Here is a 12,869-nt window from a genome sequence, read left to right as displayed (position 1 = left end):
GAGCACGGGAGTTGGCTGTCCGGGACCCTCGTCAGCTTCCCGCGCCGGCCCGCCCCCAGGTGTGCCCGGCGCGTTCCCAGGCCAGGTCCCACTCCGCGTACCGGCGGCGCGCGATCCGCCAGACCACCAGCCTGCGCGCCCCCTCGACCAGGCCGGCGGCGGCGCCCGCCGCCCCCAGCCCCGCGAGCACCGCGTGGACGGTGGCGGCCGCGCCGTCCATGGGGCGGCTCACGGCGGCGCCCCGGTCGTCGGTCCACAGCGGGAACGGCTCGCCGGGGCGCGCGTACTGACGGACGGCCACCAGACCCGTGCGCTCCAGGCCGTCGGGGCCCCGCCAGCGGGCGAGGACCCGCCGGTAGCCGTCGCGCCCGGCGCCGCCCTCGTGGCCGTCGCCGTCGGCGCTCCCGGAGACCGGGGCCAGGGCGGTGGCCGTCACCAGATGGCGGTGCAGGTGCTGGTCCCGGACGGTCTCCCGGAGCGCCTCATGGGCGAGGGAACCCGCCGTCCAGCCGAGAGCCGGCCCCGCGACCAGCATCAGCACCACGGCGGCCACCCCCGCCCAGGCCTCGAGGACATCGCCCCGGCGCCGCAGCGGACTGCGCCGCCGACGCCACAGGGACAACCAGAAGGAAAGCGTCGCGCGTATGGTGTTCACCCCCTTACGCGTCCGTAAATACCTCACACCGAGCGCCTCATGCGGAGGAAGGCGACGGAGAGCGGAAAATCACCCCCCGCGGCTGCCGTGCGCGGCGGCACGTTGACGGAAGACGGGACGACGAAGGACGAGCCGGACAGGATGGATAGCGCGGGCGAGTCGGACCGGCCGGGACAAGCCGGACCGGACGGGACGAGAAGGGCTCAGTCGAGGATCTCGACCGGATCGCCGACCCGGATGGTCCCGGTGTGCTCGGGTATCAGATTCTTGCCGAACACGGCCTTGCCGCCGACGCGGTGGTGCCGGGCCAGGCTGCGCAGGGGCTCCTTGCCGCGCTCGGCCGTCCGCTGGTCGGTGGTGGTCACGACGCAGCGGGCGCTCGGCTTGACCGCGCGGAAGGTCACCTCGCCGATGCGCACCCGGCGCCACTCGTCCTCGGCCCAGGCCGCGGTGCCGTCGACGACCACGTTGGGGCGGAAGCGGTTCATGGGGAGCGGCCCCTCGGCGGCGCGGTCGCCCCGGGCGATGAGGGAGTTGAGCTCCCGCAGCGAGGCGGTCGTGGTGACCAGCAGCGGATAGCCGTCGGCGAAGCTGACCGTCTCGCCCGGCCGCGCGTAGTCCGGGTCGATCGGGCGGCGCCGGGCCGGGTCGTCCATGTGCACGAGCCGGGCGCCGGTGCCCAGGAACGCCGTCAGCCAGGCCTCGGCGACCCCGCCCGCGGGCACCGCCTCCACCTTGTCCCGGAAGATCTCCGCGACGACCGTGCCGCCCGGCCCCTCGGCCGGGACGGGCACGGCCACCTCCAGGGGCTCGGCGCCGGGGGCGGTCAGCCGCACCCCGCCGCCCGGCAGCGGCTCGGCCGCGGCCAACGCGAGCCGCGGCTCCTGCCGTTGGGTGATCATCCGGTGGTCCGGATCCACCACGAGCCATCTGCGGTCCCCGGCGAGCCCCCAAGGCTCCACGGCCGCTTCGCCGGGAGCGCACCCCGCCATCGACTTCACCGGGTAGAAATGAACCGAGGACAGCACAGAAGTGGACATGCGTCCATCTTGCCAGCCGGATATGACAGTTGGCCGCCCCCGGCGGACCGGCGCCCGGAGCGCGGGTCAGTAGCCCCGCTGCTCCGGGTACGGGCGGCCGCCGCCGTACGGGTCCTCGTACTGCGCCTGCGCCGGGCGGGGCGCCACGGGGCGCATCGCGTCGAACCCGGCCGGGCTCATGGACGCGGCGCCCTGGCGCTGCTGCGCCGGCTGCGGCGCCTGGCCCGCGTAGCCGGCGGGCGGCGTGGCGGCCTGCTGCGGGATGTACGGCGCGGGCGTCTGCTGGAGGCCGGGGCCGGGGCCCTGGGCCTGCGCGGCGACGGGCTGGCCCATGCCCATGGGCTGGCCGCCGTACTGCGGGGCGGGCGCGGCGTAGCCGGCCGGCGGGCCCTGGTGGGAGGAGGGCCCGGAGGGCAGGGCCGGCAGCGCGGGAAGGTTCCTCTGCGCCGGGGCGGGGGCCGGCGCGCCACCGAAGTCGTACGGGGAGGACACCCGGATCGGCGCGATCTGCGGGGTGCCCCGCTCGGCGACGAGGCTGTCGTAGATGGGGGTGTCCGGGAACGACGACGAGGCGTAGTAGCCGCCGCCGTAGGTGCTGCGGGGGGAGGTCATAGCCCATAAGTTAAGCCCATGCTGTGCTGGTTGGGGAGACGGGTACTGGGGTTGTTTGCGGTGCCCGGAGAGGCGGCGCTTTACCAATCCCATCGAACCTGGGGAAATCGGTCGTCAAGGTACGTTGGGATCGTGTAAAGAGCCGGGTGATTTCGGAGGGGTTGAGGATGGAAATGCTCAAAGGCGCCAATGTCCGGATACCTTCGCAGGTGGTACGGATCGAGCTGCGCTGGCGTACGGGCCCGGGAGTGCCCGACGCCGACGCGTCGGCGCTGCTGCTCTCGGCGGGCCGGGTCCGGTCGGACGCGGACCTCGTCTTCTACAACCAGCCGGTCCATCCCTCGGGCGCCGTGCGGCACGACGGCAAGCGCGCCGCGGACGGGTCGGTGAGCGACACCCTCACCGTCGATCTCGCCGCCCTGGAGCCCGCCGTCGAATCGGTCGTGCTCGCCGCCTCCGCCGACGGCGGCGCCTTCGGGCAGGTACCGGGGCTGGGCATCCGCGTCCTGGACGCGGCGGCCGGTACGGAGCTGGCGCGCTTCGAGAGCCGGGACGCGACCGTCGAGACCGCCTTCGTGCTGGGCGAGCTCTACCGGCGGCAGGGGGAGTGGAAGTTCCGCGCGGTGGGGCAGGGCTACAGCAGCGGCCTGGAGGGCCTGGCGACGGACTACGGCATCACCGTCGACCGGCCATCGGCCGCCGCCCCGGTGCCACCGGCCCCGCCGGCCCCGGCTCCTGCGCCCGTTCCTTCCGCCGCGCCCGTACCGCCTCCCGCACCGGCCCCCGTGACCGCGCCGGCGCCCGACCGGCCCGTGCGGCTGACCAAGGTCACGCTCACCAAGGAGGCCCCGAGGGTCTCCCTCGCCAAGCAGGGCGGCACGTCCGGCGCGCTGCGGGTCAATCTCAACTGGACGACGCGACAACAGCCCAGGACCTGGGGACGACGGCTGGGCATGGCGTTCCAGCCCGGGATCGACCTCGACCTCGGTGCCCTCTTCGAGCTCACCGACGGCACCAAGGGCGTGGTGCAGGCCCTCGGCAACTCCTTCGGCTCGCTGCACCGGCCCCCGTACATCCACCTCGACGGCGACGACCGGACCGGGGCGGTGGAATCGGGGGAGAACCTGACCGTCAACCTCGACCAGGCGGCCGCCTTCCGGCGCATCCTCGTCTTCGTCACGATCTACGAGGGCGCCACGAGCTTCGCCGGCCTCCATGCCACCGTCACCCTCCAGCCGCAGCACGGGGCGCCGGTCGACTTCTCGCTCGACGAGTGCGTCGTCGCCTCCAACGTCTGCGCCCTCGCCCTGATCACCAACAGCGGCGGCGAGCTCGTCGTCCAGCGCGAGGCCCGCTATCTCGTGCCCGACCGCGGCGTCAGCCCCCAGCGGACCCTGGACCGCGCCTACGACTGGGGCCTGAACTGGACTCCCGGCCGCAAATGACCCGGGGGCGCCCGAGCGGGCCCCGGGTCGCGAAGCACGCGGCGGTCAGGGCGCGGCCTCCGGGCGGGCGTATGTCCGCCCCTTCCAGGCCGCGCCCCGGCCCCGGTGGTGCTGGACCGCCGAGTCCACGGTCATCAGCAGGTACAGCAGCCCCGTGACCGGCAGCAGCGGGGCGAGCCACAGCGGCTGCCGGTAGTAGCGCAGCATCGGCGCGTACGTCCCCGCCATCACCGCCCACGCCAGGCCCCCGCATACCAGCGGTACGACGGAGCCGGTCAGCGCGCCCGCCACGACGGCCACCGGCGGCGCGAGGTACACCACCGCCAGCCCGGCGACCGTGGCCGCCAGCAGCAGCGGGTTGTGGAGCAGCTGGGCGTAGGCGCTGCGCGAGACCATCCGCCACAGCGGCCCCAGCCCCGGATACGGCCGGACGCTCTCGACCCGGTCCGCCAGCCCCAGCCAGATCCGGCCGCCCGAGCGCCGCACCGCCCGCGCCAGCGACACGTCGTCGATCACCGCCTGCCGGATGCTCTCCGGCACCCCGGCCCGCAGCGCGGCATCGCGGCGCAGCAGCACACAGCCGCCGGCCGCCGCGGCCGTCCGCCCGCCGGGGCGGTTGACCCGGCGGAAGGGGTACAGCTGGGCGAAGAAGTACACGAAGGCCGGGACGATCATCCGCTCCCAGAAGGTGGTGACCCGCAGCCGGGCCATCTGCGACACCAGGTCCAGCCCCCCGGACCGGGCCGCCGCCACCAGCTCCCGCAGGCTGTCCGGGCCGTGGGCGATGTCCGCGTCCGTGAGCAGCAGGTACTCGGCGTCGGTACGGTCCAGGGCGAGTGCCATGCCGTGCCGCACGGCCCACAGCTTCCCGGTCCAGCCGGGGGCGGGCTCCCCGGGCGAGGCCACGGTCAGCGGCGGCCCGCCGTGCTCCCCGGCCAGGGCCCTGGCCAGCTCGCCCGTGCCGTCGGCGCTCCCGTCGTCGACGAGGAAGATCTCCAGCGGGCCCGGATAGTCCTGCGCGAGCAGGGACGGCAGGCTCATGGGCAGCACCTCCGCCTCGTCCCGGGCGGGCACGACGACCGCGACGGCGGGCCAGTCCGCGGGCGGGGTCCGGGGCGGCAGCCCGACGTCCGTACGCCAGAAGAAACCCTGCCCCAGCAGCAGCCAGCCCCACGCGGCCAGGGAACCCGTCGCGATCCACGTCAGCGCGCTCACCCGCCGCAGTCTGCCGCAGCGGGGCCGGGCCCGCCGGGCACATCGATTAAAGTGACCGGGTGAAGATCGCGCTCATCGACTCCGGAAACGGCCTGCTGGCAGCGGCCGCCGCCGTGCGCCGGCTGCGTCCCGACGCCGATCTGGTCATCTCCTCCGACCCCGCCAGCATGCCGTGGGGCCCCCGGACCCCCGAGGACCTCACCCGGCACGCCCTGGCCTGCGCCCGCGCGGCCGCCGCGCAGCGCCCCGACGCGCTGATCGTCGCCTGCAACACCGCCTCGGTCCACGCGCTGGAGGCCATACGCGCCGAGCTGGAGCCCGGCCTTCCCGTCATCGGGACCGTCCCCGCGATCAAGCCCGCCGCGGCCGACGGCGGCCCCGTCGCCATCTGGGCCACCCCCGCCACCACCGGCAGCCCCTACCAGCGCGGGCTGATCCGTGACTTCGCCGCCGGCGTCGAGGTCACCGAGGTGCCCTGCCCCGGCCTCGCCGACGCCGTGGAGCACGCCGACGCGGACGCCATCGCCGCCGCGGTGCGCGCCGCGGCCGCCAACACGCCCGCCGACGTGCGCCGCCTCGTCCTGGGCTGCACCCACTACGAACTGGTCGCCGAGCGCATCCGCGCCGCCGTCGCCGAGATCCAGGAGCCCGGCGCGGAGCCGGTGGAGCTGTACGGCTCCGCCATGGCCGTCGCCGCCCAGGCGCTGCGCCGCGCCGGCACCGCGCCCGACCCCGACGCCGCGCCCACGGGCGGGCTGACCGTGCTGCTCACCGGCCGCGAGGGGGAGCTGGGAGCGGCCTCGCTGAGCTACGCCGAGGGCCGCGCGCTCGGCCCCGTGAGCGCCGCGCGCTCCTGACCCGTCCGTTACGCACCGTTCGCGTCGCGTCCGCGCGCACCCCTGCCGCCGTGGCGGAACGTGAGTAGGCTGCCCGGTATGAGGGACCACTCCGAGGACCCGCGGGAGCCGGGGAGCGCGTCGCACCCCGGTGGCGACGAGCGGCCGGAAGCGCCCGGGCAGCCCGGTCCCGCGACGCCCGCCGTCTGGACGGGGCGCGCGACCAACCGCGTCCAGTGGCTGCTGGCCGCCGTCGGCGCTGCGTGCGTGGCGCTCGGCGTCGACCTGGCCGTCGACAGCGCGTGGACGTCCGGGCTCGCCCCCCTGGTGATGGCCGTCGTCGGCTGTGTGGCGGCGGGCCTGCTGATGCTGTACGGCACCATCGCCTTCGTGCATGTGGCCGTGCGGGTCGACAAGGACACCCTGGAGATCCGCTGCGGTCACATCGGCGTACCGCGCACCCGCATTCCGCTGACCCATGTGGTCGGCGCGGACTTCGACCCCCGCGTCACACCGCGCCAGTGGGGCGGCTGGGGCTATCGCTGGCGCCCGGAGAAGGGCACGGGTGTGGTCGTCCGGCGGGGCGAGGGCTTTGTGGTCCGGCTCGGGGACGGTCGTATGTACACGGTGACCGTGGACGACGCCGAGGCCGCCGTGCGCGTGATCCGCGACCGGCTCCGGATGCTGGGCGGCGGTCGCTCCGCGCACGCGTGACCCGGCGCGGCGTGGCCCGGCGCGCGGACGATTCCGGGCGCCCCTCGTGTGTACGTCCGCGGGGTGAATGCGCCCTGTGGGTACGTCCGTGGGGTGGATGCGCTCCGTCCGGGTCCCGTTGGTTAGCCTCGGCGCATGGCGATCCCCGACTTCATCCGCGACCTCCGGACCCTCATCGGCGACAAGCTGCTCTGGATGCCCGGAGTGAGCGCGGTCGTCCTCGACGAGGAGGGCCGTGTGCTGCTCGGGCTGCGTTCCGACACCGGGGAGTGGTCGATCATCGGGGGGATTCCCGAGCCGGGTGAGCAGCCCGCCGCGGCGATCGTGCGAGAGGTGTTCGAGGAGACCTCGGTCCGGTGTGTGCCGGAGCGGGTGCTTCTGGTCGAGGCCCTGCAGCGGGTCGTCTATCCCAATGGGGACGTCTGCCAGTTCATGGACACCTGCTTCCTGGCCCGCGCGGTGGGCGGGGAGGCGCGCGTCAACGACGACGAGTCGCTGGAGGTCGGCTGGTTCGCGGTGGACGCGCTGCCGCCGATGGAGTCGTTCGCGGTGGCGCGGATCAAGCAGGCCGCGATGGACGCGCCGACGTGGTTCGCGGGGTCCGGCGGGGAGTTGGGCGAGGGCTGACGCCTCGTCACTCAGCGTCCTGATGCGTTGTCAGGCAGAGGTGGCCCCGGCGTGCGCTCCGGGGCGCGGCCCGGTGTGATCGTAGGTCAGTTCGTCAGCACCCTCGTTCCAGCGCTCGAAGAAAAAGCCGGGACAGCAAATTCGCTACAGATCCTTTGATCCCGATGCCGTCCAAGGCTGTACGCGCGCACTGTTGGGAAAGAGGTTGCTTTGCTAATGTGTCCTCTGCTCATTCTTCCGAGAGCAGTCGGGGGTCAGTGAGGATGCATCGCAAAAGCATATGATCGACCGCCCTCTCACCGTCAGCGAGTGCGACCGTTCCTGTGAACGGGAAAGCGAGCCGACGATCTGGACGCCGGGGCGCTCTGGCCCTTGAACAGGCTTCTGATCAGGAAGAAGTCCAAGGGCAGCCCCCTGGCCGCCGTCCCTGCCGCTTGACGCACAGTCAAACCCCCGGAGCAAGGCGCACCTTTGGTTCAGGGTGCTTCAGCCTGCCCGGGCTGGATTCAGGAACGCGCATGAGAAACATTCGGGCGACGCGCGAGTTCCCACTCGCATTGCGATTGCTATTGCTCAATCAGTTTGGGATCGACATTGGCTTCTACCTCCTGATGCCGTTTCTCGCGGCATATCTGGAGCAGGGCCTGGGAATGTCGGCCGCGCTCATCGGGCTGGTGCTCGGGGCGCGGAATCTCAGCCAGCAGGGCCTGTTCATCCTCGGTGGCTCCGCCACCGACCGGCTGGGGCCACGCGTGGTGATCATCACCGGCTGTGCCCTGCGTACCGTGGGCTTCGCCCTCTTCGCCTTCGGGGGCTCGCTGCCGCTGCTGCTCGGCGCCTCGGTGCTCACCGGGCTGGCGGCCGCACTGTTCTACCCGGCCGTCCGCACCTACGTCGCCTTCGAGTCGGGCGACCGCAAGGCCGAGTCGTTCGCTCTCCTCAACGTCTACGCCACCATCGGTTCACTGATGGGACTGCTGCTCGGGAGCGTGTTGTTCCTGACCGACTTCCGGCTGTGCGCCGTGGTGGCGGCGACGATCTTCGGGGTGCTGACGGTCGCCCAGGCGCTGGTCCTGCCCACAAAGGGGGAGCCGCCCCGCGGGCCCTCCGCCTCCGTCCTCGGCGACTGGCGCGAGGCCTTCTGCAACCGCCGGTTCCTGCTGTTCTCCTTCTCCACCATCGGCATGTTCACGATGGAGAACCAGCTCTACCTCCTCCTGCCCGAAGGGGCGCTGAGCGCCTCGGGCTGGAAGGGCTCGGCCGGAGTGCTGCTGGCCGCCGGCGCCCTCGCCAACATGCTGTTCCAGCTGCGGATCACCAGAGCGCTCCAGCGCAACGGCGGCGGCACCCGCTGGATCAGCTCCGGCCTGGTCGTGATGGGCCTCAGCTTCGTGCCCCCGCTGCTCGTCTGCGGTGGCGAGGCCCCGGCCGGCACGAGCGAGGCGGTGGCGCGGATGACGGTGATGGTGGCGGGCTCGGTGCTGCTCTTCTTCGGCATCATGGTCGCCCACCCGACCGTGCTGGAGATGGTGCCGATGTTCGGGCGGGAGAGTCTGACCGGTACGTACTTCGGGCTCTTCTACGTCTTCTCGGGTCTCGCGGCCACCGCGGGCAACGCCGTGGTCGGCCGGGCCATGGACTTCGGCGGGCGCACCGGCCTGTGGTGGCTGCCCTGGCTGGTCTGCCTCGCCTTCGGGATGGCCTCGGCGGCCTCGGTGGCCCTGCTCCAGCGCGGCGGCATGCTGCCGGGACTCCCGGTGCCGTCCGGAGCGCCGGTGGTGGAGGGGCCGGTCGTGGGCAAGCCGGTCGTGGGCAAGACCGTCGTCAAACGGGCGGCTGCGCCCGTCGTACCCGTGGTGCCCTCCGGTTCACAGGCCACCAACACCCCCGTACCCGGCCGGGAGACCCCGGCCCCGGCGAACGAGGCCCTCGACGCCATCCGGCAGCACGACCCGGCCCGGCTGCCAGGCCCGGCCAGAGCCACCGACGAGGCCACCGACCAGCCGCCGAGATAGCGGGAGAGCAGGGTGAGGGCGGTGTGGCGGAACGTTCCGCCACACCGCCCTCACCTGTGCGTGCCGTATGGCGACCCCGCCTCCGAACGGGGCTCGGCTCCCCGCCTGGCGCGTGTACGCCTTGCGCGGCCGGGCGGAGCGCCGCAGAGTCGAGGCATGCCCATCGCAACGGTGAACCCCGCGACCGGCGAGACCCTCAAGACCTTCGCCGAGCTGGGCCCCGAGGACGTCGAACGACGCCTGGCCACGGCCGACGCGGCCTTCCGCCACCACCGCACGACCGATTTCGCCGAACGGTCCCGGCTGCTGCGGCACGCCGCCGAGCTCCTCGACGACGACCGCGACGACATCGCCCGCACCATGACGACCGAGATGGGCAAACCGCTGGCCGCCGCCCGCGCGGAGGCCGCGAAGTGCGCGAAGGCGATGCGCTGGTACGCCGGGCACGCCGAGGCCCTGCTGGCCGATGAGGTGCCGCCCGAGGCCGAGGCGCGCGACGCCGGGGCGTCCACCGCCCGCGTCCACTACCGCCCGCTCGGCGTGATCCTCGCGGTCATGCCGTGGAACTTCCCGCTCTGGCAGGTCGTCCGGTTCGCCGCCCCCGCCCTGATGGCGGGCAACGTCGGGCTGCTCAAACACGCCTCGAACGTGCCGCAGACCGCCCTCTACCTGGAGGACCTCTTCCTGCGCGCCGGATTCCCCGAGGGGTGCTTCCAGACCCTGCTGATCGGCTCGGGCGCCGTCGAAGCCGTCCTGCGCGACCCCAGGGTCGCCGCCGCGACCCTCACCGGCAGCGAACCGGCCGGCCGCGCGGTGGCCGCCGTCGCCGGGGACGAGGTCAAGAAGACCGTCCTGGAGCTCGGCGGCAGCGACCCGTACATCGTCCTCCCGTCCGCCGACCTCGCCCGTGCCGTACGGACGGCCGTGACCGCCCGCGTCCAGAACAACGGCCAGTCCTGCATCGCCGCCAAGCGCTTCATCGTCCACACCGACGTCTACGACGCCTTCGCCGAGCGCTTCACCGCCCTGATGGACGGCCTCACCGTCGGCGACCCCATGGACGGCTCCACCGACGTCGGCCCCCTCGCCACCGAGCGGGGCCGCGCCGACCTGGAGGAGCTCGTCGACGACGCGCTGCGGCGCGGCGCCACGGCCCTGTGCGGCGGGCGCAGGCCGCCCGGGCACGAGCGCGGCTGGTACTACGAGCCGACCGTCCTCGCCGGGATCACCCCCGAGATGCGCGTCCACCGCGAGGAGGCCTTCGGCCCGGTGGCCACGCTGTACCGCGTGGACGGCGTCGACGAGGCGATCGCCGTGGCCAACGACAGCCCCTTCGGGCTGAGTTCCAACGTCTGGACGCGCGACGAGGAGGAACAGCGGCGGTTCGTCCGGGACATGGAGGCCGGTGGCGTCTTCTTCAACGGCATGACCGCCTCCCACCCCGCCCTGCCCTTCGGCGGCGTGAAGCGCTCGGGCTACGGGAGGGAGCTGTCGGGGCACGGGATCCGCGAGTTCTGCAACGTCACGACCGTCTGGTACGGGGCCGAACCGGGCGCGTGACGAGGGCCGCTGATCCCATTCCCCCCGCTCACATCCCCCAGCGCAGCGCGGGCGTCCGTACGGGGGCGTCGTACAACCGCAGCAGCTCGTCGTCGACCTGGCACAGCGTCACCGACGCGCCGGCCATGTCCAGCGACGTCACATAGTTCCCGACAAGCGTCCGCGCGACCGGCACCCCGCGCTCGCGCAGCACCCGGTGGACCTCGGCGGAGAACCCGTAGAGCTCCAGCAGCGGGGTGCCGCCCGCGCCGTTCACCAGGACCAGCACCGGGCCGCCCGGACGGAGGTCCTCCAGCACCGCGTCCACCGCGAAGTCCGCGATCTCACCGGACGTCATCATCGCCCGCCGCTCCCGCCCCGGCTCGCCGTGGATGCCCACGCCCAGCTCCAGCTCCCCCTCGGGCAGATCGAAGGTCGGCCCGCCCTTGGCCGGGGTGGCACAGGCCGTGAGGGCGACCCCGAAGCTCCGCGACGCCTCGTTCACCCGGCGCGCGATCGCCTCCACCCGCTCCAGCGGGGCGCCCTGCTCCGCCGCCGCGCCCGCGATCTTCTCCACGAACAGCGTGGCGCCGGTGCCGCGCCGCCCGGCGGTGTAGAGGCTGTCCGTCACGGCGACGTCGTCGTTCACCAGCACGCTGGCGACCTGGATGCCCTCGTCCTCGGCGAGCTCGGCGGCCATGTTGAAGTTGAGCACGTCGCCCGTGTAGTTCTTCACGATGAACAGCACACCCGCGCCGCTGTCCACGGCCGCGGCCGCCCGCACCATCTGATCGGGCACGGGCGAGGTGAACACCTCCCCGGGACACGCCGCGTCGAGCATCCCCGCCCCCACGAACCCGGCATGCAACGGCTCATGCCCGGACCCCCCACCGGAGACCAGCCCCACCTTCCCCGCGACAGGCGCGTCCCGCCGCACGACGACCCGCCGCTCGACGTCGACCGTCAGCTCGGGATGCACGGCGGCCATACCGCGCAGCGCGTCGGCGACCACGGTCTCGGGGACGTTGATGAGCATTTTCACGGGGGGCTCCTTCAGCGACGGTCGGTTAGGTCGCTGACCTGTATTTCCGCAGGTCAGCGGCAGGGAAGGCAAGTCTTGACCTTGGCGGTCTCTGGCGGTCGGTCGCGGTCTGTGGCGGTACTGATGCTGACCTAATGCTGACTTTGCTGACGTTGTATCAGCTTTGGGTGGCGGCTACTCAGCGTGACGACTCTAGGGTACTGAGGTCGGTGCGCTGAATGGGGGAGTGTTAAGTGATGTTCTAGCTGTGACGCGATCTGTCGTGGTGTGCCTCAAGGGTGGAAACACATCGCGTGGAGAACGCTTTGGCAGCTGTGCTGCGGCCGGTCAGGGTGGCAACGCCAATGCGGCTGACGAACGGAAGCCGCCTCGTGTCCGCCGGACATGCGGTCCGGCGGCTGCGGGCCGTCCGTGGCCGGTCGCGCAGTTCCCCGCGCCCCTTCGGGGCGCTGATCGCACGGTCAGCCTGTGGGCAGGCCGATCCGGTCGTGTTCGAGCGCGGAACGCAGCGCAGAAAGGGCCTGTGCAGCGGCGAGTCCCGAGGGGCCGTCGAGGACGTCTGCGGTCAGCTCGGCCAGCGTTTCGGCGAAGGTCGCCTCCGTGGCCTCGACGAGTTTCAGGCCGTCGTCGGTCAGGTCCAGCAGTGATGAGCGGCGATCCGATGGGTTGGTTCGCCGTACGACCCATGCCTGCTTCTTCAGGCGGTCGACGCCCTTGCTGGTTGCGCCGATCCCGGTGGCGAACTCGGCGGCGAGGTTCGCCACTCGGGACCCGGGGTGGTCGCGCAGGAAGCGCAGGAACTCGAACTGCGAGGGATGCCATGGCCCTGGTGGCCGGGCAGGACGTCGAACCCGCTGACGATTTTGACGGTACCGACGGGCGGTGGCGCATCGCCCGCCGCACCGCCTATGACCGGATGGTCTCCACCGTCGATCCCGATGCCCGCCACGTCCACAAGACGTTCTCCCGCTACGAAGACGGGTTCGGCTTTGTTCACGAGTGCCGGTTCTGGCTCAACTTCTGTGACGCGACCACTCTCCGTCACGCCAATAGAACTCGTTTGCGGAGGAGATGGAAGCCAGCGCGGCCGAACATCTGACGCTTGAGCATCTTGATCCGGTTGACGTGT

Annotated in this window: 12 protein-coding genes and 1 pseudogene; 7 read left to right on the top strand and 6 right to left on the bottom strand. The window is 72.7% G+C overall.

Annotation, left to right across the window (positions count from 1 at the left end; translation table 11 throughout):
- Positions 1-31: 31 nt before the first annotated feature.
- The 3 genes from RM609_RS26720 to RM609_RS26710 form a co-directional block, all read right to left on the bottom strand.
- Positions 32-655 (bottom strand): Rv1733c family protein, encoded by a 624-nt coding sequence (locus RM609_RS26720; protein WP_311614131.1) that lies wholly within the window; start codon positions 653-655, stop codon positions 32-34.
- Positions 656-858: 203 nt separating this feature from the next.
- Complete coding sequence (locus RM609_RS26715) at positions 859-1,695, bottom strand: MOSC domain-containing protein (protein ID WP_311614130.1); 837 nt, start codon at positions 1,693-1,695, stop codon at positions 859-861.
- Positions 1,696-1,761: 66 nt separating this feature from the next.
- Entirely contained in the window at positions 1,762-2,307 is a 546-nt protein-coding gene (locus RM609_RS26710) for a DUF6643 family protein (RefSeq protein WP_311614129.1), read from the bottom strand.
- 167 nt (positions 2,308-2,474) lie between these two features.
- Here RM609_RS26710 and RM609_RS26705 point away from each other — a divergent pair, with 167 nt between their 5' ends.
- The gene (locus RM609_RS26705) at positions 2,475-3,752 is read left to right on the top strand and encodes a TerD family protein (protein ID WP_311614128.1); all 1,278 of its coding nucleotides are present in this window, start codon (positions 2,475-2,477) and stop codon (positions 3,750-3,752) included.
- Between the two features lie 45 nt (positions 3,753-3,797).
- Here RM609_RS26705 and RM609_RS26700 read toward each other — a convergent pair whose 3' ends face one another.
- Entirely contained in the window at positions 3,798-4,967 is a 1,170-nt protein-coding gene (locus RM609_RS26700) for a glycosyltransferase (protein ID WP_311614127.1), read from the bottom strand.
- A gap of 59 nt (positions 4,968-5,026) precedes the next feature.
- Here RM609_RS26700 and RM609_RS26695 point away from each other — a divergent pair, with 59 nt between their 5' ends.
- The 5 genes from RM609_RS26695 (at position 5,027) to RM609_RS26675 (ending at position 10,719) form a co-directional block, all read left to right on the top strand.
- Positions 5,027-5,824 (top strand): glutamate racemase, encoded by a 798-nt coding sequence (locus RM609_RS26695; RefSeq protein WP_311614126.1) that lies wholly within the window; start codon positions 5,027-5,029, stop codon positions 5,822-5,824.
- 78 nt (positions 5,825-5,902) lie between these two features.
- Positions 5,903-6,517 carry a hypothetical protein gene (locus tag RM609_RS26690; RefSeq protein WP_311614125.1) on the top strand — a complete coding sequence of 205 codons (615 nt, stop codon included), beginning with the start codon at positions 5,903-5,905 and terminating at the stop codon, positions 6,515-6,517.
- Between the two features lie 135 nt (positions 6,518-6,652).
- Positions 6,653-7,144: an NUDIX hydrolase gene (locus tag RM609_RS26685; protein ID WP_311614124.1), complete on the top strand. Its 492-nt coding sequence runs from the start codon at positions 6,653-6,655 to the stop codon at positions 7,142-7,144.
- Positions 7,145-7,662: 518 nt separating this feature from the next.
- Positions 7,663-9,159 (top strand): MFS transporter, encoded by a 1,497-nt coding sequence (locus RM609_RS26680; RefSeq protein ID WP_311614123.1) that lies wholly within the window; start codon positions 7,663-7,665, stop codon positions 9,157-9,159.
- 156 nt (positions 9,160-9,315) lie between these two features.
- Positions 9,316-10,719 (top strand): NADP-dependent succinic semialdehyde dehydrogenase, encoded by a 1,404-nt coding sequence (locus tag RM609_RS26675; RefSeq protein ID WP_311614122.1) that lies wholly within the window; start codon positions 9,316-9,318, stop codon positions 10,717-10,719.
- 28 nt (positions 10,720-10,747) lie between these two features.
- Here RM609_RS26675 and dhaK read toward each other — a convergent pair whose 3' ends face one another.
- Positions 10,748-11,740: a dihydroxyacetone kinase subunit DhaK gene (gene dhaK, locus RM609_RS26670; protein ID WP_311614121.1), complete on the bottom strand. Its 993-nt coding sequence runs from the start codon at positions 11,738-11,740 to the stop codon at positions 10,748-10,750.
- Positions 11,741-12,201: 461 nt separating this feature from the next.
- Complete coding sequence (locus tag RM609_RS26665) at positions 12,202-12,504, bottom strand: MarR family winged helix-turn-helix transcriptional regulator (RefSeq protein WP_438828543.1); 303 nt, start codon at positions 12,502-12,504, stop codon at positions 12,202-12,204.
- A gap of 56 nt (positions 12,505-12,560) precedes the next feature.
- Between RM609_RS26665 and RM609_RS26660 the strand changes: the two are divergent.
- Positions 12,561-12,725 (top strand): annotated as a pseudogene (locus RM609_RS26660) (IS5/IS1182 family transposase); the annotation flags it as partial.
- Positions 12,726-12,869 lie beyond the last annotated feature (144 nt).

The sequence above is a fragment of the Streptomyces hesseae genome, from assembly GCF_031845785.1.
Taxonomy (GTDB): Bacteria; Actinomycetota; Actinomycetes; order Streptomycetales; family Streptomycetaceae; genus Streptomyces; species Streptomyces hesseae.
The sequence above is the reverse complement of the archived record's forward strand: the minus strand, read 5'-3'. Positions and strand labels throughout refer to the sequence as shown.

Bases quoted from the DNA above. Each gene is read 5' to 3' on its own strand.
- RM609_RS26715 (WP_311614130.1), bottom strand. From the start codon at position 1,695: ATGTCCACTTCTGTGCTGTCCTCGGTTCATTTCTACCCGGTGAAGTCG.
- RM609_RS26710 (WP_311614129.1), bottom strand. From the start codon at position 2,307: ATGACCTCCCCCCGCAGCACCTACGGCGGCGGCTACTACGCCTCGTCG.
- RM609_RS26705 (WP_311614128.1), top strand. From the start codon at position 2,475: ATGGAAATGCTCAAAGGCGCCAATGTCCGGATACCTTCGCAGGTGGTA.
- RM609_RS26690 (WP_311614125.1), top strand. From the start codon at position 5,903: ATGAGGGACCACTCCGAGGACCCGCGGGAGCCGGGGAGCGCGTCGCAC.
- RM609_RS26685 (WP_311614124.1), top strand. From the start codon at position 6,653: ATGGCGATCCCCGACTTCATCCGCGACCTCCGGACCCTCATCGGCGAC.
- RM609_RS26680 (WP_311614123.1), top strand. From the start codon at position 7,663: ATGAGAAACATTCGGGCGACGCGCGAGTTCCCACTCGCATTGCGATTG.
- RM609_RS26675 (WP_311614122.1), top strand. From the start codon at position 9,316: ATGCCCATCGCAACGGTGAACCCCGCGACCGGCGAGACCCTCAAGACC.